Here is an 18,458-nt window from a genome sequence, read left to right as displayed (position 1 = left end):
ACCAAAGGAATCCCAGCCCCAACCACACAGTGGCCAGGGCACGGGGTATTACTTGGCACTGACTTTCGGCACGCTGTTGAGTTCTCAAGGAGCGGACGCGCAAGAACTAGACCCTCGCGGGCTTCGTTCCTGGCTGGATGTCCAACTCTACGCCGGTTTCCAGTGACCCGCTACCCGGGCCCCGGTCCGGCGGCCCTTCCGGGCCGCGCGGCGCATGGAGAACCATACACGACCTCTCCGGCCGGTGCGCAAGCCCGGGTCCCGTGACGCGCGCCACCCCTCGGTGACGTGCTGGAACGGCCCCGCGTCGGGGCCCCTCCCGAGCTCGCGAGGGAAGGGGGACGCGGGGTCCTTTCAGAGCCCCAGGAAGCTCTCGATGCCCACCGTCAGGCCGGGGCGCCGGCCGATCTCCCGGACGGCGAGCAGCACACCCGGCATGAACGAGGCGCGGTCGTAGGAGTCGTGCCGCAGGGTCAGGGACTCCCCCGCCGCCCCGAACAGCACCTCCTGGTGCGCCACCAGCCCGGCGAGCCGGACCGCGTGCACGTGCACCCCCTCGACGTCGGTGCCGCGCGCACCCGGGAGCTCGTCGGTCGTCGCGTCGGGGACGGGGGCCATCCCGGCCGCCCGGCGGGCCGACGCCACCAGACGGGCGGTGCGCAGCGCCGTCCCCGAGGGGGCGTCCACCTTGCCGGGGTGGTGCAGCTCGACGACCTCCACGGACGGGAAGAAGCGGGCCGCGTCCTGGGCGAAGCGCATGAGCAGGACCGCCCCGATGCCGAAGTTGGGCGCGATGACGACGCCCACCTCCGGCTTCGGCTCCAGCCACTCGGCCACGGTGGCCAGACGGGCCTCGTCGAAGCCGGTCGTCCCCACGACGCAGTGGATGTTGTTGTCGATGCAGAACCGGATGTTGTCCATGACCACGTCGGGGCGGGTGAAGTCGACGACGACCTGCGCTCCGGCGTCGGCCACGTTGAACAGCCAGTCGCCGTCGTCGACCATCGCCACCAGCTCGAGGTCGTCGGCCTGGTTCACCGCCTTGACCACCTCGGTGCCCATCCGGCCGCGGGCGCCGAGCACCCCCACCGGGATGAGCGGGGACCCCGCATCGGTCGAGGTGGGCTGCTGGCCGGTCGGGCTCGTCGTCACGCGGCCAGGTTTCCCGGCCCGGCGTCCCGATGCAAGACAGGGGTCCGGATCAGCGTGCCCGGCGTTCCCGCCAGTGCCAGACCAGGAGCCCGACGGCGACGCCGGCGACATCGGCGGCGCCGTCCGCCACCGAGGCGGAACGGCCCAGCGGGGCGAGCCCCTGGACCAGCTCGCTGAGGACGGCGTAGGCGACGAGCCCCGCGGCCAGCCGCGGCGTCCGCACCCCGGCCCACCGGCCCGTGGCCGCGAGCACGGCGAAGAGCGCCAGGTGCACCGCCTTGTCCGTCCCGGGCGGTGCGGTGGGCACGCCCGAGGAGGGCAGGAAGAGGATCACCAGGGACGCCGCCAGCACCAGGCCGAACGCCACCTGGGGCAGTGCCTGCCCTCCGTCGCGCACGTCAGAGCCGGTCGAGGTCGGACTCACGGTAGGGGCCGACCACGGCCAGGCAGGTCTCCCGGCCGAACAGCTCGGCCGCCACCGAGCGGACCTGCCCCTCGTCGACCGCCTCGATGCGGGCCAGCACGTCCCGGACCGGGACGTACTCGCCGTAGGAGAGCTCGCTCTTGCCGAGCCGGCTCATCCGGGAGCCGGTGTCCTCGAGCCCGAGCACCAACCCACCCTTGAGCTGACCCCGGGCCCGGGCGACCTCGTCGGCGGTGAGCCCGTCGACCGCCACCCGGCCGAGCTCCTCGCGGATCAGCCGCAGCACCTCGGGCACCCGCTTCTTCGAGCAGCCGGCGTAGACGGAGAACGCGCCCGCACCGGCGTAGTGGGTGAGCGCCGAACCGACGCTGTACACCAGGCCCCGCTTCTCGCGGATCTCCTGGAACAACCGCGAGCTCATGCCACCCCCGACGGCGGCGTCGAGGACTGCGGCCACGTAACGGCGCTCGTCCTGCCGGCCCATGGCGGGCGTGCCGAGCAACAGGTGCGTCTGCTCGGTCCGGCGGGAGATCAGTCCGGTGGGCCGCGCCGGCCGCTCGAGGACGAGGTCCCCGGTGCGCAGGGGCGCCGGGCGGCCGGCGCCGGAGAGCCGGTCGCCGAAGGCCTTCGCCACGAGGTCGAGCACCTGCTGGTGCTCCACCCGCCCGGCCGCGGTCACGACGATCGAGGGCACGGCGTAGCGGGACCGGTACCAGCCGTCGACGTCGTCCCGCGTGAGCCCCTCGATCGACTCGACGGTGCCGAGCACCGAGCGGCCCAGGGAGGTGTCGCCGTACAGGACCTCGGCGAACAGGTCGTGCACCGCGTCGGAGGGCTCGTCGTCGCGCATGGCGATCTCCTCGAGCACCACCGTCCGCTCCGACTCCAGGTCCGCGGCGGTGTTGGTGGCGTCGGTGACCAGGTCGGCCAGCAACGTCACCGCGAGCGGCAGGTCGCTGGCGAGCACGTTCGCGTAGTAGCAGGTGTGCTCCTTCGCGGTGAACGCGTTCATCTCACCGCCGACCGCGTCCATGGCCGTCGCGATCTCCAGCGCGCCGCGCGACGTCGTCCCCTTGAACAGCAGGTGCTCCAGGAAGTGCGACGAGCCGGCGACGGCCGGCGTCTCGTCCCGCGACCCGACGCCCACCCAGATGCCGAGCGTCGCCGACAGCACGCCCGGCATGCTCTCGGTGAGCACCCGCAGGCCCCCCGGGAGCTCGGTGCGTTCCACCCGGCCGCCGACCTCGTCGAGGTCGAGCAGCGCGGTCGTCCCTACGGGAACCGGGGGGGGGGGGGGGGGGGGCCCCCCCCCCCCCCCCCCCCCCCCAACCAGCACCCCCAAACCCCCCCCCCGCCCCCCCCCCCCCCCCCCCCCCCCCGCGCCCCCCCCCCCCCCCCCCCCCCCCCCCCCCCCCCCCCCCCCCCCCCCCCCCCCCCCCCCCCCCCCCCCCCCCCCCCCCCCCCCCCCCCCCCCCCCGGCCCGGATCAGATCAGTCGTGGTCACTCACCCGCAGGGGCGGCGTCGGCCGGAGCCTCGGCGGGCGTGTCGGCACCGTCGGCGGCGACCGGCGCGAGGCTGATCTTGCCGCGGGCGTCGATGTCGGTGATCTCGACCTGCAGCTTGTCGCCGACGTTGGCGACGTCCTCGACCTTGCCGATGCGCTTGCCGCCACCGAGCTTGCTGATGTGGACCAGCCCGTCCTTGCCCGGGAGCAGGGAGACGAAGGCACCGAACGGCGTGGTCTTGACGACCGTGCCGAGGAAGCGCTCGCCGACCTTCGGCATCTGCGGGTTGGCGATGGCGTTGATCCGGTCCACCGCGGCCTGCGCCGAGGGACCGTCGGAGGCCCCGACGTAGATCGTGCCGTCGTCCTCGATGGTGATGTCGGCGCCGGTCTCGTCCTGGATGGCGTTGATCATCTGCCCCTTGGGGCCGATGACCGCACCGATCTTGTCGACCGGGATGCGCACCGTGGTGACCCGCGGCGCGTACGGGCTCATCTCGTCCGGCGCGTCGATGGCCTCGTTCATCACGTCGAGGATGTGCAGGCGGGCCGCACGCGCCTGGGTGAGCGCGCCGGCGAGGACGTCGGAGGGGATGCCGTCGAGCTTGGTGTCCAGCTGCAGCGCGGTCACGAAGTCGCGGGTGCCGGCGACCTTGAAGTCCATGTCACCGAAGGCGTCCTCCGCACCGAGGATGTCGGTGAGCGCGACGTACTCGGTCTTCCCGTCGACCTCGTCGGAGACCAGGCCCATGGCGATGCCGGCGACCGGAGCCTTCAGCGGCACACCGGCGTTGAGCAGGGCCAGCGTCGAGGCGCAGACCGAGCCCATCGAGGTGGAGCCGTTGGAGCCCAGCGCCTCCGACACCTGACGGATCGCGTAGGGGAACTCCTCGCGGTCGGGCAGCACCGGCAGCAGCGCGCGCTCGGCGAGTGCGCCGTGGCCGATCTCGCGGCGCTTGGGCGAACCCACGCGGCCGGTCTCACCCGTGGAGTACGGCGGGAAGTTGTAGTTGTGCATGTAGCGCTTGCGGTCCACCGGCGAGAGGGTGTCCAGCTGCTGCTCCATGCGCAGCATGTTGAGCGTGGTGATCCCCAGGATCTGGGTCTCGCCGCGCTCGAACAGCGCGGAGCCGTGCACGCGGGGCACGACCTCGACCTCGGCCGACAACGGCCGGATGTCGGTGAGTCCACGACCGTCGATGCGCACCTTGTCGCGCAGGATGCGCTGCCGGACGACCTTCTTGGTCAGCGCGCGGAAGGCACCGGAGATCTCCTTCTCCCGGCCCTCGAACTGACCGGCCAGCGCGGCCTTGACCTCGTCCTTGAGCGCGTCGGTCGCGTCCTCGCGCTCCTGCTTGCCGGCGATCTGCTGGACCTGGGCCAGCTTGTCGCCGACCTGCGCCTCGACGGCGGCGTAGACGTCGTCCTGGTAGTCGAGGAAGCGCGGGAACTCCGCGGCGGGCTTGGCGGCCTTGTCGGCGAGCGCGGACTGCGCGTCGCACAGCGCCTTGATGAACGGCTTGGCCGCCTCGAGGCCCTGCGCCACGACCTCCTCGGTCGGGGCGGGCGCGCCGCCGGCGACCAGCTGGACCGTCTTCTCGGTGGCCTCGGCCTCGACCATCATGATCGCGACGTCGCCGTCCGGGAGGACCCGACCGGCCACGACCATGTCGAAGACGGCGTCCTCGAGCTCGGCGTGCGTCGGGAAGCCGACCCACTGGCCGTTGATCAGCGCGACGCGGCAGCCGCCGACCGGGCCGGAGAACGGCAGCCCGGAGAGCTGGGTGGACGCCGAGGCGCCGTTGATCGCCAGCACGTCGTAGAGGTGCGCCGGGTCCAGCGACAGGACGGTGATGACGACCTGGACCTCGTTGCGCAGGCCCTTGGCGAACGTCGGGCGCAGCGGGCGGTCGATCAGCCGGCAGGTGAGGATCGCGTCCTCCGACGGCCGGCCCTCGCGGCGGAAGAACGAGCCGGGGATGCGCCCGGCGGCGTACATCCGCTCCTCGACGTCGACCGTCAGCGGGAAGAAGTCGAACTGCTCCTTGGGCTGGCGCCCGGCCGTGGTGGCCGACAGCAGCATGGTGTCGCCCATGGTGACGACGACGGAGCCGGCGGCCTGACGCGCGAGCCGGCCGGTCTCGAAGGTGATCGAACGGCTGCCGAATGCGCCGTTGTCGATCACCGCGGTGGCGGTGGTGACCCCGTCCTCGGGGTCGAACTCGGCGGCGATGGGGCCGCTGGTGGTGGGTGCGGACATCTGTCCTTCTCTCGTCTCGTCGCGCCGGCCTCGTACCGGTTCGCGACTCCTCTTACGGCGAGCGTTCGCCGTCTGCGCCCGGGGCGACCGGTGCTCGATCGAAGCCCTCGGGCCGTGCCGTTCCCCGTCCGGGGTCCGGCCACTCCTCCCGGGGGCCACTACCGAGGACCGGCCCTGTGCGGGCGGCCGACGGAGGTCCCGCCTGGCCCGTGCGGCGGGTGCCGCACGAGAGAGGGGACCGACCCGGTGATCCGGAGCGGTCCCCTCGACGTGCTAGCGGCGCAGGCCGAGCCGCTCGATCAGCGACCGGTAGCGGTTGATGTCGGTCTTCGCCAGGTAGTTCAGCAGCCGACGGCGGCGGCCGACCAGCAGGAGCAGGCCCCGCCGGCTGTGGTGGTCGTGCTTGTGCATCTTCAGGTGCTCGGTCAGGTCGCTGATCCGGCGGGTCAGCATCGCGACCTGCACCTCGGGCGAACCGGTGTCCTTCTCGACCGTCGCGTAGTCGGTCATGATCTGCTGCTTGGTCGCGCTGTCGAGCGCCATGGTTCGCCTCCTGGGCGGGTCACGTGTGGCCCTCGGTCCGACTCACGAGGGCAGGTGAACACACACGTCGGTCACCCGACGTTGCTGCCAACCTTACACACCGCCCGGGCGAGGACCGGGTCCCGCGTCAGCGGAGCCCGAGCAGACGCCGGGTGTCGGCCACGTCCTGCGCCATGGCGGCGAGCAATCCGTCGACGTCGGGGAAGGCGGCCATCGGCCGGAGCCGGTGGGCGAACTCCACGCCGACGTGCTCGCCGTAGAGGTCGCCGTCGTAGTCCAGCACGTAGGCCTCGACGGTGCGGCGGCTGCCCTGGAACGTCGGGTTGGTCCCGACCGAGATGGCCGCGGGGAACCGGTCGCGGCTGGCACCGCTGCGCGGGTCACGGGTCACGAGGTGGCCGGCGTAGACACCGTCGGCGGGGATCGCCGTGTACGGGGGCGTCTCCACGTTGGCCGTCGGGTAACCGAGGTCCCGCCCCCGGCGGTCACCACGCACCACGACGCCGTCCACCCGGTGCGGCCGGCCCAGCGCGCGGGCCGCCGGCACCATGTCCCCGGCGGCGACGCAGGCGCGGATGTAGGTCGAGGAGATGGTCACCTCACCGTCCTCCGACGCGTCCTGCGCCAGGGCCATCCCCTCGACCGCGAACCCGAAGCGCCGTCCCTCCGCGGTCAGCGACGCCACCGTGCCGGCGGCGCGGTGGCCGTAGGTGAAGTTCTCCCCCACGACGACCTGGGCCGCGTGCAGCCGCTCGACGAGCACCGTGTGGGTGAACGTCTCCGGCGGGAGCTTCATGAACTCCGGGGTGAAGGGCAGCACGCACATCGCGTCCACCCCGAGCTCCGCGACCAGCTCCGCCTTCCGGTCCAGCGACGTGAGGATCGCGGGGTGCGAACCCGGCCGGACGACCTCGGCCGGGTGCGGGTCGAAGGTCAGCAGCAGGCACGGACGGCGCATCGCCCGGGCGCGCGCGACGGCGGCCCCGATCAGCTCCTGGTGCCCGCGGTGGACGCCGTCGTACATGCCGACGGTGACCACGGTCCGCCCGAGGTCCCCCGGGGTGGCCTCCAGCCCCCGCCAGCGCAGCATGCGACCGCCTCCAGCCGCGATCAGGAGACCCGGTGCAGCCAGCCGTGGGTGTCGGCCACCCGCCCGTGCTGGATATCCAGGAGGGTCTCCCGCAGCCGCATGGTCAGCGGGCCGGGCTCGCCGTCGCCCACGGTGAAGTCACCGGTCCGCGCCTTGACCTCGCCGACGGGGGTGATGACCGCGGCCGTCCCGCAGGCGAAGGTCTCGGTGATCGAGCCGTCGAGCGCGCCGCTGCGCCACTCGTCGAGGGTCACCTTGCGCTCGGTCACCCGGTGCCCCAGCTCCCGGGCGACGGTGATCAGCGAGTCGCGGGTGATGCCCGGCAGCAGCGTGCCGGAGAGCTCGGGGGTGACCAGCTCGGCGTCCTCGCCGGAGCCCAGGACGAAGAAGAGGTTCATCCCGCCCAGCTCCTCGATGTAGCGCCGCTCCACGGCGTCGAGGTAGACGACCTGGTCGCAGCCCAGCTCGCCGGCCTGCTGCTGGGGGCGGAGGCTCGCGGCGTAGTTGCCGGCGCACTTGACGTCGCCGGTTCCGCCGGGCGCGGCGCGCACGTAGTCCTCGGAGACGAAGACCGAGACCGGGTGCACGCCGCGCGGGAAGTAGGCGCCGGCCGGGCTGGCGATGACCAGGAAGAGGTACTCGTGCGCCGGGCGGACACCGAGGAAGGACTCGCTGGCCAGCTGGTACGGACGCAGGTACATCGTCTGGTCGGGCCCGGTCGGCACCCACTCGCGATCGGCGTCCACGAGCGCGTCGACGGCGGCGAGGAACGCCTCCTCGGGCACCGGCGGCATCGCCAGCCGCTCGGCGCTGCGGACGAAGCGCGCGGCGTTGGCCTCCGGCCGGAAGGTGGCCACGCTGCCGTCGGGCTGGGCGTAGGCCTTGAGGCCCTCGAAGATCGACTGCGCGTAGTGCAGGGCGGCCGTGCCCGGGTCCATCGGCAGCGGGCCGTACTGCGTGAGCCGGGCGTCGTACCACCCGCGGCCGGCCTGGTAGCGGGCCACGAACATGTGGTCGGTGAAGTAGCGGCCGAACCCGGGGTCCGCCAGCAGCTCCTCGCGCTCGGCCGTGGGGCGGCGCTGCACGTCCTCCACGACCACCGGCACGCCCTCGACGAACGTCCGGGACGAGGTACGGCTGTCGGCGAGCGTCTCGGTCATGGCTCCTACCTGACGGGCGGGTGTTCGGACGGAGCGGCGAGCGCCGGATCCGCGGGCTCACCCTAGCCCGCGCCCGCGCGGGAGCCGACGGCGAAGCACCTCCGGCGCCCGCGGCCGCGCGACGATCGGCGGCCACCCCAGGGGCGGCGCCCGGTCACCCGGACGTCGCCCGGGGGCCACCCGGCCGCCCTAGGCTCCGGTGGATGGGCGGGGATCCGGCGCGGACCCCCGCGTCCGGGGCGCTTCGCGCCGTCGGGTTCGGGATCGCCGTGCACGCGGCCCGCCTGGTGGTCATCCTGGCCACCCTCGCGCTCGGGCCGCTGGCCGGGATCTCCAGCTGGTACCTGGGGCTGGCGGCGAACGTCGCCTGCACCGTGTACGCCGTCGCGCTGGTCACCCGGATGCGGCTGTGGCGCTCGACCGGCCTGCTTCGCCTGCTGCCCTCCCGTCTGGCGCTGCTGTCCCTCCTCCCCCTGGTGGCGGAGGCGGCGCTGTGGGCGCTGCCCGGAGGCATCACCGTCCGGGCACCGGGGCTTCCGCTCTGGCTGCTGACCCTGCTGCTGGTCGGTGTCAACGAGGAGCTGATCAGCCGGGGCGTGGTGCTCTCCAGGCTGCGGCGCGACCTCCCGGTCGGGGTCGCCGTCCTGGTCACCGCTGCCCTCTTCGGCACCCAGCACCTCTCGCACCTGGTCACCGGCGACCGCGCCCTCGCCGACGTCGCGGTGAACGTCGTCCTGTCCGGCGTCTACGGTTTCGCCCTCGCCGCCTTCCAGGCCCGTTTCACCTGGCTGTGGCCGCTGGTGCTGGTGCACGCGGCCACCGATGTCACGTCGGTGCTCGGGCAGGAGGCGCCCACCGGCTGGTACGTGGCGGCGCACGCCGGCCTGCTGGCCTACGGGATCCTCCTGCTGCGCGGCCGGCCGGCCGACCCGGTTCCGGGACGGCCGGCGTCCGGGTCCGCGACGGTCAGGCCTGGTGGTCCTGGTTGACCTTCGGCCCGGCGTACTCCAGCACCTCGTAGGTCCACACGTGCGCCGAGTGCGGGGCGGCCGAGGCGAGGGTGTCGCCGCCGCCGTCGTGGGCGCGGTCGAAGTCCTGGCTGGACTGCCATGCCTCGTACGCCTCGACGCTGCTCCACCGCGTGTAGACCAGGTACTGGTCGGTGCCCTCGACCGGCCGCAGGAGCTCGAACCACTCGAAGCCCGGGGTGCTCTCCACGGCTCCGGCACGCCCGCGGAACCGCTCCTCGAAGCGCTCCTGCTTGTCCTTCGGCACGGTGATCGCGTTGATCTTGACGACGCTCATGGTCGTCCCCTTCCCGGTCGGCGCGGCCGCCAACCCCACGGCCACCCGCCCGTGCGGCACGCTGGCGCAGGTGAGCGCACCCCGCACCACGGACCTGGGCTTCGCCCGCCTCGACCTCGACCGCGAGGCCCGCACCGGCACCCCCGAGGTGGTGTACGCGGCCGGCAAGACCCCGGCGCAGACGGTCGCCTGCCTCGCCGGCCTGCTCGAGGGGTCGCCGGCGGCGTTCGCCTGGGCGAGCCGGGTCGACGACGCCACGGCCGAGGCGATCCGCGAGCGCTGGCCCGACGCGGTGGTCGACGAGGAGGCGCGGTGCGCGTTCGTGGGGACTCCGCCGCCCCCGGTCGGCGAGGTGCTGGTCCTCACGGCCGGCACCTCCGACGGCCCGGTGGCCGCGGAGGTGGCCGCCACCCTGCGCGCGTGCGGAGTGGGCTGCCGGCGGGTGGACGACGTCGGGGTGGCCGGCGTGCACCGGGTGCTGGCGGTCGCGCCGGACCTGGCCGCGGCCGACGCGGTCGTCGTCGCCGCCGGGATGGACGGCGCGCTGCCCAGCGTGGTCGCCGGCCTGACCGACCGCCTCGTCGTCGCCGTCCCCACCTCGGTGGGCTACGGCGCGGCGTTCGAGGGGCTGGCCGCGCTGCTCACCATGCTCACCGCCTGCGCCCCCGGGGTGCTCGTCGTGAACATCGACAACGGGTTCGGCGCCGGGGTGGCCGCCGCCCGGATCGTCCGCTCGGCTCAGCGGTAGCGGACGGGGTCGGGCAGCAGCTCGTTCATCGCGCCCGACCGGAAGCCCCGGGGATCGAGCTCCACCCGGCCGAAGCCGGGGACGGCGGTGGGCAGGTCCACCCGGGCGGCGACCTCGACCACCAGCGCGGCGTCCACCTCGACCCGGGCGACGTCGTCCCCCAGGTCGCGCACGCGCAGGTCGCGCACCGGCAGGCCCGCACTCGCGAGGGCCGAGCGCAGCGCCACCTCCGCGCGCTCGACCCGGGCCAGGGCCTCGGCGCTCACCGGCACGCCGTAGGCGATCCGGCTGGCCAGGCATGCGGCGGCGGGCTTCCCGGCCAGCGGCAGACCCCAGCGCCGGGCGGCGGCGCGGACGTCGTCCTTGGTGAGGCCCGCCCGCGCCAGCGGCGCCCAGGCACCGCGTTCGGCGGCGGCCCGGATCCCCGGCCGGAAGCCGGCCACGACGTCGTCGGCGTTCGTCCCGGTGACGACGTCGGCGATGCCCAGCCGCGCCGCCAGCGGCATCAGGACGTCGACCAGCTCGGACTTGCAGAAGGCGCACCGGTCGCCGGCGTTGGCGCGGTACCCGGCGCGGGAGAGCTCGTCGGTGCGCGGCCGCTCGTGCCGGACGCCGAGCGACGAGGCGAACTCCCCGGCGCCGGCCAGCTCGGCCGTGGGCAGGCTCGGCGAGACGGCCGTGGCCGCGACCACCCGCCCCGGGCCCAGCGCACGCACCGCGGCGGCGAGGAGCACCCCCGAGTCCACGCCCCCGGAGAACGCGACGACCACCCCGGGCAGCGGGCGGAGCTGCGCGTCGAGGTCGGCCAGCCGGGCGTCGAGGGTCACGGCCGCCAGGCTGCCACCGGCTCAGGCCGGCGGGAAGCCGACGACGACGCGGGCGGTGCGGCCGGCGTCCTCGACCAGCGCCGCCAGGCGGCCGTCGGGGTCCACGGCGGCGTGCAAACCGGCGGCCCCGGTGGCCGGGATGCGCTGCCCGTACCCCAGCGCCCGCGCCTCCTCGGCGGCGAGCGCGCGCTCGGGGAAGACCAGCCGGGCCGCCTCGGTGAGCCCCAGGAACCCGGGGCCGCCGCCGGCCACCAGGGAGGCGGCGGACTCCTCCACCGTGCCCGCCTGCGCGACGGTGAACGGGCCGGAGGCGGTGCGGCGCAGCGCGGTCAGGTGGCCGCCGACGCCCAGCGCCGCCCCGGCGTCGCGCGCGATGGCCCGGATGTAGGTGCCGGCGGTGCACTCGACGGTGACGTCGGCGTCGACCAGGTCCGGCTCCGGCCGGGCGATCCGGTGCACCTCGAGGCGGTGCACCGTGACCGCGCGGGGCTCGAGGACGACCTCCTCCCCCGCGCGCACCCGGTCGTAGGACCGGCGACCGTCGACCTTGACCGCGCTCACCGCCGACGGCACCTGCCGCAGCGGCCCGGTCTGCGCCGCCAGGGCCGCGCGGACGGCGTCGTCCGGCACGTGGGCGGTCGAGGCGGAGCTCAGCAGCTCCCCCTCGCGGTCGTCGGTGACGGTGGCCTGCCCCAGGCGGATCGTGGCCTCGTAGGTCTTGTCGTGGCCGCCGACGTACCCGAGCAGCCGGGTCGCGGTGCCGACACCCAGCACCAGCAGGCCGGTGGCCATGGGGTCCAGGGTCCCGGCGTGGCCGACCTTGCGCACCGACAGGGCGCGCCGGGCGCGCGCGACGACGTCGTGGGAGGTCATGCCGCCGGGCTTGTCCACCAGCAGCAGACCGGGCGGTACGTCGGCGTCGGGGCGTCTCGGGCTCACCCGGCAACCGTCTCAGGTGCCCGCAGCCAGCGGTCACCCGCCACCCGCACCAGCACGGCGAGCAGGCGCAGCCCGATGAACAGCGTGAGACCGGTCCAGATGCCGGCCAGCCCCAGGCCCAGCGGGGCGGCGAGCAGCGACAGCGGCAGGAAGCCGACGAGGGCGGCCGCGATCGTGACGGTGCGCAGATAGCCGACATCCCCGGCGCCCATCAGGACGCCGTCCAGGGCGAACACCACGCCGGCCAGCGGCTGGAAGCCGGCGAGGAACCACCAGACGACGGCGGCCTGCGCGAGCACCGCCGGGTCGTCGGTGAACAGCGGCGGCAGCACCCCGCGCAGCGCGACCAGCGCGGCGGCCACGAGGCAGCCGGTGACCAGCCCCCAGACGGCGACCCGGCGCGCGGTCGCCCGGGCGTCGTCGGGACGCCCGCCGCCGAGCGCCTGCCCGACCAGGGTCTGCGCGGCGATCGCGTAGGCGTCGAGCACCAGCGCGAGGAAGAAGAAGAGCTGGAGCGCGATCTGGTGGGCGCCCAAGGCGGCGGTCCCGGCCCGGGCGGCCACGCCGGCGGCGACGAGGAACGACAGCTGCAGCACCGCCGCCCGCAGCAGCAGGTCCCGGCCGATGACCAGCTGGCGCACGATCGCGGCGGGCCGCGCCCGCCAGGCCGCCCCCTCGCGCAGCAGCGCCCGCACGAACAGCGCCGCGGTGAGCGCCTGCCCGACCACGTTGGCCACGGCGGAGCCGACCAGGCCCAGCCCCGCTGGGTGCACCAGCAGCGGGCACAGGACGAGGCTGAGCAGGCTCCCCGCGACGACGTAGCGCACCGGTCGGCGCAGCTCCTGCACGCCGCGGAGCCACCCGTTGCCGGCCAGCGAGACCAGCAGCAGCGGGGCACCGAGCGAGGCGACCCGCAGCCACTGCTCCCCCGCCTCGGCGACCGGGCCCGCGCCGCCGGCCAGCGCCCGGGTCAGCGGTCCGGCCAGCGCCTGGAAGAGGGCCAGCACGAGCAGGCCCAGACCGACGGCCAACCACGTCGCCTGCACGCCCTCCTCGACGGCGCCGGCCCGGTCGCCGGCCCCGGCCCGGCGGGCGGCCCGCGCGGTGGTGCCGTAGGCCAGGAAGTTCAAGAGCGCGGCCGCCCACGCCAGCAGGCCACCCCCGACGGCCAGGCCGCCCAGCGCGACCGTCCCGAGGTTGCCGACCACGGCGGTGTCCACGAGGAGGTACAGCGGCTCGGCAGCGAGGACGACCAACGCCGGCAGGGCGAGGGAGAGGACGGACGCCGGGCGCGACGGGAGCCCCGCCGGGTCCCGCTCAGCGCCCCGATCGGCCTCGGTGCGGGGGCCCGCGCCGGGCGTGCGAGGCGTAGGGGGCTCGGTCCTTCTAGGCACCTGGTCGCGGGGGGAGGCCGGAGGCCGACACCGCGTCCAGCTCGCGGCGCAGGGCCTCGATGGTCTTCTCGCGATCGAGGGAGGAGGTGTACCCCGCGGCGGCCCGGTGCCCGCCACCGCCCAGCGCCATCGCCACACGGGCGACGTCGGTCCGGCCGCGGGAGCGGAGCGACACCGACCAGGACCCGTCGTCCTGCCCCTTGAGCACGCAGGCCACGTCGGCCTCCTCCGTGGCGCGGACGACGTCGACCAGCGCCTCGAGCTGCTCGCCGGGCAGGCCGTGCTCGCCGGCCTCCGCGGTGCTCGACCAGGTCCAGACCAGCCCGGCGCCGACCCCCGGTTCCAGGACCGCCCGGCCCGCGACGACCGAGAGCAGCCCGAGCCAGCTGAACGGCGCGGTGTCGAAGAGGCGGCGGCTGATCGCCGCGTGGTCGATCCCCGTGGCGAGCAGGCGCGCGGCGAGCTCGTGGGTCTCGGGGCGGGTGCTGCCGAACCGGAAGGAGCCGGTGTCGGCGGCCAGGCCGGCGTACAGGCAGGTCGCCAGTCGGTCGTCCAGCGCGACACCGAGGCCGTCGAGCAGGTCGGCCACCAGCGTGACCGTCGCCGGTGCGGCCGGGTCCACCAGGCGGACCCGGCCGAAACCCGGATTGCTCGCGTGGTGGTCGACGACCACGGAGGTCCCGGCACGGTCCAGCAGCGGGGCCAGCTCTCCCAGCCGTCCCGGGGAGGCCGCGTCCAGGGCGACGAAGACGTCCGGGGAGGACGGCACGTCGGCGGACGGCACCAGCCCCTCGGCGCCGGGGATCCACCCGAGCGAGGCGGGCAGCGTGAACGGACCGGGGAAGGTGGCGAGCACCCGGGCGCCGCGCCGGCGCAACGCCTCGGCGAGCGCGAGGCAACTGCCCAGCGCATCGGCGTCGGGCTGCACGTGGCCGGACAGCACGACGGTCGCACGCGATCGCGCGGCCTCGGCCAGTACCGCGGTCGCCGACCGGGTCGCGTCCGCCAGATTCGCGGCGGGGCGCTCGTCGGGGACGGGGGTCACGCGCCCGGATCGGGGTCGGCCATGCGGCCGCCCTGGTGCTCGGTGATGTCGCCCCCGCCCACCGGGTAGCCGGGGCCGCCGTCGTCGGGCTCGTCGGCCGCGATGCTGGGCGCCTCGCCGATCTGGCCGCGCTTTCCGCCGTCGGTCGGGTCGCCGGTGTGCGGCACGGGTGCACCGCCCAGCACCGATGTGCCGTGGCCCTCGTCGGGCTCGTACGGGTCGGGGTCGTTCTCGGTCACTGCGCACTCCTCGTGTCGGCGGCGTCCTCGGATCCGTCGTCGACGGGGTCGGACGCCACCATGTCGTCCTCGTCGTCGTCCGCGTCCTCCACCGGCTTCCGGTAGGGGTCCGGCTCGCCGGCGTAGCTGGCGCCCTCACGGGCGCGGGCCAGCTCCGCATCGGCGTGCCGCGCCCGCTCGAGCGCTTCCTCGAGCTCACGCGCGGTGTCGGGCACGATGTCGGCGACGAAGGTCAGCGAGGGGACGAACTTGATCCCGGTCTGCCGTCCCACGGTGGAGCGCAGCACACCGGTCGCACTGCTCAGCGCCTTGGCCGAGTCGGCGACCTGGGTCTCGTCGCCGTACACGGTGTAGAAGACCGTGGCCTCGCGGAGGTCGCTGGTCACCCGGGCGTCGGTGACGGTCACCATGCCCAGGCGGGGGTCCTTGATCTGGGACTCGATCGCGGCGGAGACGATCTGTCGGATGCGCACCGCGAGCTTGCGGGCGCGGGCCGGATCGGCCATCGGGACCTCCTGGTGCGTGGATGGAACGGCCCCCTCGCAGGGCCCCGCCGCGAGCCTGCGAGCGGTGGGGGGCGAGGGGGTCCTTCTAGTCGGTGTCGCTGAACAGCTGCCGGTGCGTGGACAGCAGCGTCACCTCCGGCCGCTCGGCCAGCAACCGTTCGCAGGCGTCCAGCACGTCGGTGACCTGGGCTGCCTCCCCCGCCACGGTGGCGACCGCGACCTGCACCCGACGGTGCAGGTCCTGGTCGCCCACCTCGGCGGCGGCGACGGCGAAGCGGCGGCGCAGTTCGGCCACGATCGGTCGCACGACCGATCGCTTGCCCTTGAGCGAGTGGACGTCGCCCAGCAGCAGGTCGGCGGTCAGTGACCCGGTGAACACCGGATCACCTCCCGACGACCTGCTGCTGGCGACGAACTGGGCCGGCCCTCGTGCTGGGCCCCGCCACGAGCCTGCGAGTGGTGGGGGGCACGGGGGTCCTTCGACTTACTCGCGCGGCTTCTCGCGCATCTCGAAGGTCTCGATCACGTCGTCGACCTTGATGTCGTTGAACGACCCCAGGCCGATACCGCACTCGAAACCCTCGCGGACCTCGGTCGCGTCGTCCTTGAAGCGGCGGAGGGACTCCACCGTCAGGTTGTCGGCGACCACGGCACCGTCGCGGATGAGCCGCGCCTTCGAGTTGCGGACGATCGTGCCGCTGCGGACCAGCGAACCGGCGACGTTGCCGATCCTCGGCACCCGGAAGACCTCGCGGACCTCCGCCGTACCGAGCTGGACCTCCTCGTAGACCGGCTTGAGCATGCCCTTGAGCGCGGCCTCGATCTCGTCGATCGCCTGGTAGATGACCGTGTAGTACCGGACGTCCACCCCTTCGCGGTTGGCGAGCTCGGTGGCCTGGCCCTCGGCCCGGACGTTGAAGCCCAGGACGATGACGTCGTCGGCCAGCGCCAGGTCGATGTCGCTCTTGGTGATCCCACCGACGCCGCGGTGGATGACCCGCAGCGAGATCTCGTCGTCGACCTCGATCTTCATCAGCGCCTCTTCGAGCGCCTCGACGGTGCCCGAGTTGTCGCCCTTGATGATCAGGTTGAGCTGACGGTTCTCCTTGAGCGCCGCGTCCAGGTCCTCCAGGCTGATCCGCTTGCGCATCGAGGCGTTCTGCGCATTGCGGATGCGGGCCTGGCGGCGGTCGGCGATCTGCCGGGCGACGCGGTCCTCGTCGACGACGAGGAAGGTGTCACCGGCGCGGGGCACCGAGGTGAGCCCGACGACCTGCACGGGGCGGGCCGGCAGGGCCTCCTTCAGCTTGTTGCCGTGCTCGTCGAGCAGCGACCGGACGCGACCGTAGGCGTCGCCGGCCACGATCGAGTCGCCCTGGCGCAGCGTGCCGCGCTGGACGAGCACCGTGGCGACGGGGCCGCGGCCCTTGTCCAGCTTGCCCTCGATGACCACACCCTGCGGGTCCTGCTCGGTGTTCGCGCGCAGGTCCAGCGAGGCGTCGGCGGTCAGCAGGATCGCCGCGAGCAGGTCGTCGAGACCCTGCCGGGTGATCGCCGAGACGTCGACGAACATCGTCTCGCCGCCGTACTCCTCGGCGACCAGGCCGTACTCGGTGAGCTGCTGGCGGATCTTGGCGGGGTTGGCCCCCTCCTTGTCCACCTTGTTCACCGCGACCACGATCGGCACCTCGGCGGCCTGCGCGTGGTTGAGCGCCTCGACCGTCTGCGGCATGACGCCGTCGTCGGCCGCGACCACCAGGACGACGATGTCGGTGGCCTTCGCGCCACGGGCACGCATCGCGGTGAACGACTCGTGACCCGGGGTGTCGATGAAGGTGACCGGCCGCTCGTTGCCGTCGAGCTCGGTGACGATCTGGTAGGCGCCGATGTGCTGGGTGATGCCGCCGGCCTCGCGCGCCACCACGTTGGTGTTGCGCAGGGCGTCGAGCAGCTTGGTCTTCCCGTGGTCGACGTGACCCATGACGGTCACCACCGGCGGACGGGGCGACCAGTCCTCCTCGTCGCCCTCCTCGTCACCGAAGGTGAGGTCGAAGGTCTCGAGCAGCTCGCGGTCCTCGTCCTCGGGGCTGACGACCTGGATGTTCCAGCCGATCTCGGCACCCAGCAGCTGCAGGGTGTCCTCGTTCACCGACTGGGTGGCGGTAACCATCTCGCCCAGGTGGAACAGCGCCGTGACCAGCGCGGCGGGCTGGGCGTTGATGCGCTCGGCCAGATCGGTCAGCGAGGCGCCGCGGGGCAGCCGGACGGTCTGCCCGTTGCCGCGCGGCAGGCTGACACCGCCCATGCTGGGCGCCGCCATGGAGTCGAACTCCTGACGCCGCTGCTTCTTGCTCTTGCGCCCGCGGACCGGACCCCGGCCACCGGGACGCCCGAAGGCACCGGCCGTACCGGCACCCGAGCCACCGCGACCGCGACCACGGCCACCGCCGCCACGGAAGCCACCGCCGGCGGGCGCGCCGGCACCCGGGGCACCGCCACCGCCGCCGGGACGGAAGCCACCGCCGCCACCGGGACCACCCGGACGGCCACGACCCGCACCTCCGGGGCCACCACCGGGACGGCCGCCGCCGGCCGGCCGCGGCGGCATCATGCCGGGCGACGGGCGCTGCGGCATCATGCCCGGGTTCGGGCGCGGACCGCCCGGACCGGCCGCGGGACGCGGGCCACCGGCACCGGGGCCGGGACGCGGCCCGCCGGGCCCGGCCGGACGGGGACCGCCGGCACCGGGCGCAGGACGGGGACCGCCGGCGCTGGGCGCAGGACGGGGACCGCCGGCTGTGGGGCCGGGGCGCGGGCCGCCGGCCGCGGGGGCCGGGCGGGGGGCGCTGCTGAAGGGGTTGTTGCCCGGACGCGGGGCCGGCCGGGGACCGGGACGCGGACCACCGGGCGCAGATCCGCCGGCCGGGGCCGGGCGGGGGGCTCCGGGACGCGGGGCCGACGGCTGCTGCGGCGGGGCCGCCGGAGCCTGGGCCGCCGGAGCCTGGGGCGCCGGGGCCTGGGCCGGAGGCTGCGGAGCGGGCGCCGCGGGGCGCGGACCCGGGCGCGGTCCGGGAGCGGCCGGGCGCGCCGGCGCCGACGCCGCCGGGGCCTGCGGGGCCTGCGGGGCCGGAGCCTGCGGAGCAGGCGCCGCGGCCGGAGCCGTGGGCGCGGCCGGCGTGGGAGCGGGGGCGCTCGGACGCGGGGCTGCCCCGCCGTTGGCGGCCCCGGGGGCGGGGGCGGCCCCCCCCCCGCCCCCCCCCGCCCCCCGGGCCCCGACCCCCCCGGACGACCACAACAACAAAAACTCCAAAAACAAAAAAA

The 18,458-nt window shown here is 74.7% G+C and carries 18 protein-coding genes; 2 read left to right on the top strand and 16 right to left on the bottom strand.

Going from position 1 to position 18,458, the window contains the following annotated elements:
* Nucleotides 1-354 precede the first annotated feature (354 nt).
* The 7 genes from dapB to ACI79Q_RS20600 form a co-directional block, all read right to left on the bottom strand.
* Nucleotides 355-1,152 carry a 4-hydroxy-tetrahydrodipicolinate reductase gene (gene dapB, locus ACI79Q_RS20630; protein WP_456615293.1) on the bottom strand — a complete coding sequence of 266 codons (798 nt, stop codon included), beginning with the start codon at nt 1,150-1,152 and terminating at the stop codon, nt 355-357.
* A gap of 49 nt (nt 1,153-1,201) precedes the next feature.
* The gene (locus tag ACI79Q_RS20625; RefSeq protein ID WP_456591307.1) at nt 1,202-1,549 is read right to left on the bottom strand and encodes a VanZ family protein; all 348 of its coding nucleotides are present in this window, start codon (nt 1,547-1,549) and stop codon (nt 1,202-1,204) included.
* A gap of 1 nt (nt 1,550) precedes the next feature.
* Nucleotides 1,551-2,807, bottom strand: a complete 1,257-nt coding sequence (locus ACI79Q_RS20620; RefSeq protein ID WP_456591308.1) for a M16 family metallopeptidase — start codon at nt 2,805-2,807, stop codon at nt 1,551-1,553.
* A 269-nt stretch (nt 2,808-3,076) separates the two neighbouring features.
* Entirely contained in the window at nt 3,077-5,341 is a 2,265-nt protein-coding gene (locus ACI79Q_RS20615; RefSeq protein ID WP_456588747.1) for a polyribonucleotide nucleotidyltransferase, read from the bottom strand.
* 273 nt (nt 5,342-5,614) lie between these two features.
* The gene (gene rpsO / locus ACI79Q_RS20610; RefSeq protein ID WP_113812701.1) at nt 5,615-5,884 is read right to left on the bottom strand and encodes a 30S ribosomal protein S15; all 270 of its coding nucleotides are present in this window, start codon (nt 5,882-5,884) and stop codon (nt 5,615-5,617) included.
* 127 nt (nt 5,885-6,011) lie between these two features.
* Complete coding sequence (locus tag ACI79Q_RS20605) at nt 6,012-6,974, bottom strand: bifunctional riboflavin kinase/FAD synthetase (RefSeq protein ID WP_456588748.1); 963 nt, start codon at nt 6,972-6,974, stop codon at nt 6,012-6,014.
* 20 nt (nt 6,975-6,994) lie between these two features.
* Nucleotides 6,995-8,134 carry a branched-chain amino acid aminotransferase gene (locus tag ACI79Q_RS20600; protein ID WP_456615292.1) on the bottom strand — a complete coding sequence of 380 codons (1,140 nt, stop codon included), beginning with the start codon at nt 8,132-8,134 and terminating at the stop codon, nt 6,995-6,997.
* A gap of 203 nt (nt 8,135-8,337) precedes the next feature.
* On the opposite strand from ACI79Q_RS20600, the gene ACI79Q_RS20595 reads away from it, so the two are divergent.
* Nucleotides 8,338-9,123 carry a CPBP family intramembrane glutamic endopeptidase gene (locus ACI79Q_RS20595; protein WP_456588750.1) on the top strand — a complete coding sequence of 262 codons (786 nt, stop codon included), beginning with the start codon at nt 8,338-8,340 and terminating at the stop codon, nt 9,121-9,123.
* On the opposite strand, the gene ACI79Q_RS20590 is transcribed toward ACI79Q_RS20595, so the two are convergent.
* Complete coding sequence (locus tag ACI79Q_RS20590) at nt 9,101-9,439, bottom strand: antibiotic biosynthesis monooxygenase family protein (RefSeq protein WP_456588751.1); 339 nt, start codon at nt 9,437-9,439, stop codon at nt 9,101-9,103. The two genes, ACI79Q_RS20595 and ACI79Q_RS20590, sit on opposite strands and share 23 nt — an antisense overlap.
* Here ACI79Q_RS20590 and larB point away from each other — a divergent pair.
* Nucleotides 9,420-10,187, top strand: a complete 768-nt coding sequence (gene larB / locus ACI79Q_RS20585; RefSeq protein ID WP_456596891.1) for a nickel pincer cofactor biosynthesis protein LarB — start codon at nt 9,420-9,422, stop codon at nt 10,185-10,187. The genes ACI79Q_RS20590 and larB overlap by 20 nt on opposite strands.
* On the opposite strand, the gene larE is transcribed toward larB, so the two are convergent.
* From larE to infB, 8 genes are all read right to left on the bottom strand, one after another.
* Nucleotides 10,178-11,014 (bottom strand): ATP-dependent sacrificial sulfur transferase LarE, encoded by an 837-nt coding sequence (larE, locus tag ACI79Q_RS20580; RefSeq protein WP_456615291.1) that lies wholly within the window; start codon nt 11,012-11,014, stop codon nt 10,178-10,180. The two genes, larB and larE, sit on opposite strands and share 10 nt — an antisense overlap.
* A 21-nt stretch (nt 11,015-11,035) precedes the next feature.
* Nucleotides 11,036-11,953, bottom strand: a complete 918-nt coding sequence (truB, locus tag ACI79Q_RS20575; protein WP_456596893.1) for a tRNA pseudouridine(55) synthase TruB — start codon at nt 11,951-11,953, stop codon at nt 11,036-11,038.
* Nucleotides 11,950-13,209: an MATE family efflux transporter gene (locus ACI79Q_RS20570; RefSeq protein ID WP_456599904.1), complete on the bottom strand. Its 1,260-nt coding sequence runs from the start codon at nt 13,207-13,209 to the stop codon at nt 11,950-11,952. Before ACI79Q_RS20570 ends, truB begins: the two co-directional genes overlap by 4 nt.
* Before the next feature lie 130 nt (nt 13,210-13,339).
* Nucleotides 13,340-14,392 (bottom strand): DHH family phosphoesterase, encoded by a 1,053-nt coding sequence (locus tag ACI79Q_RS20565; protein WP_456615290.1) that lies wholly within the window; start codon nt 14,390-14,392, stop codon nt 13,340-13,342.
* Nucleotides 14,389-14,631 carry a hypothetical protein gene (locus ACI79Q_RS20560; RefSeq protein ID WP_456615289.1) on the bottom strand — a complete coding sequence of 81 codons (243 nt, stop codon included), beginning with the start codon at nt 14,629-14,631 and terminating at the stop codon, nt 14,389-14,391. The genes ACI79Q_RS20565 and ACI79Q_RS20560 overlap by 4 nt, the downstream gene beginning before the upstream one ends.
* Nucleotides 14,628-15,137, bottom strand: coding sequence for a 30S ribosome-binding factor RbfA (rbfA, locus tag ACI79Q_RS20555; RefSeq protein WP_456588758.1), 510 nt, complete (start codon nt 15,135-15,137; stop codon nt 14,628-14,630). Before rbfA ends, ACI79Q_RS20560 begins: the two co-directional genes overlap by 4 nt.
* Before the next feature lie 85 nt (nt 15,138-15,222).
* Nucleotides 15,223-15,516, bottom strand: a complete 294-nt coding sequence (locus ACI79Q_RS20550) for a DUF503 domain-containing protein (RefSeq protein ID WP_456588759.1) — start codon at nt 15,514-15,516, stop codon at nt 15,223-15,225.
* Nucleotides 15,517-15,621: 105 nt separating this feature from the next.
* Nucleotides 15,622-17,457 carry a translation initiation factor IF-2 gene (gene infB / locus ACI79Q_RS20545; RefSeq protein ID WP_456588903.1) on the bottom strand — a complete coding sequence of 612 codons (1,836 nt, stop codon included), beginning with the start codon at nt 17,455-17,457 and terminating at the stop codon, nt 15,622-15,624.
* Nucleotides 17,458-18,458: the final 1,001 nt, after the last annotated feature.

The sequence above is a fragment of the Blastococcus sp. SYSU DS0828 genome (genome assembly GCF_054050975.1).
The sequence above is the reverse complement of the archived record's forward strand: the minus strand, read 5'-3'. Positions and strand labels throughout refer to the sequence as shown.

Excerpts from the sequence above, each read along its gene's own strand:
- ACI79Q_RS20600 (WP_456615292.1), bottom strand. The coding sequence starts at position 8,134 with ATGACCGAGACGCTCGCCGACAGCCGTACCTCGTCCCGGACGTTCGTC.
- rbfA (WP_456588758.1), bottom strand. The coding sequence starts at position 15,137 with ATGGCCGATCCGGCCCGCGCCCGCAAGCTCGCGGTGCGCATCCGACAG.
- ACI79Q_RS20595 (WP_456588750.1), top strand. The coding sequence starts at position 8,338 with ATGGGCGGGGATCCGGCGCGGACCCCCGCGTCCGGGGCGCTTCGCGCC.
- ACI79Q_RS20615 (WP_456588747.1), bottom strand. The coding sequence starts at position 5,341 with ATGTCCGCACCCACCACCAGCGGCCCCATCGCCGCCGAGTTCGACCCC.
- rpsO (WP_113812701.1), bottom strand. The coding sequence starts at position 5,884 with ATGGCGCTCGACAGCGCGACCAAGCAGCAGATCATGACCGACTACGCG.
- ACI79Q_RS20605 (WP_456588748.1), bottom strand. The coding sequence starts at position 6,974 with ATGCTGCGCTGGCGGGGGCTGGAGGCCACCCCGGGGGACCTCGGGCGG.
- infB (WP_456588903.1), bottom strand. The coding sequence starts at position 17,457 with ATGGCGGCGCCCAGCATGGGCGGTGTCAGCCTGCCGCGCGGCAACGGG.
- ACI79Q_RS20590 (WP_456588751.1), bottom strand. The coding sequence starts at position 9,439 with ATGAGCGTCGTCAAGATCAACGCGATCACCGTGCCGAAGGACAAGCAG.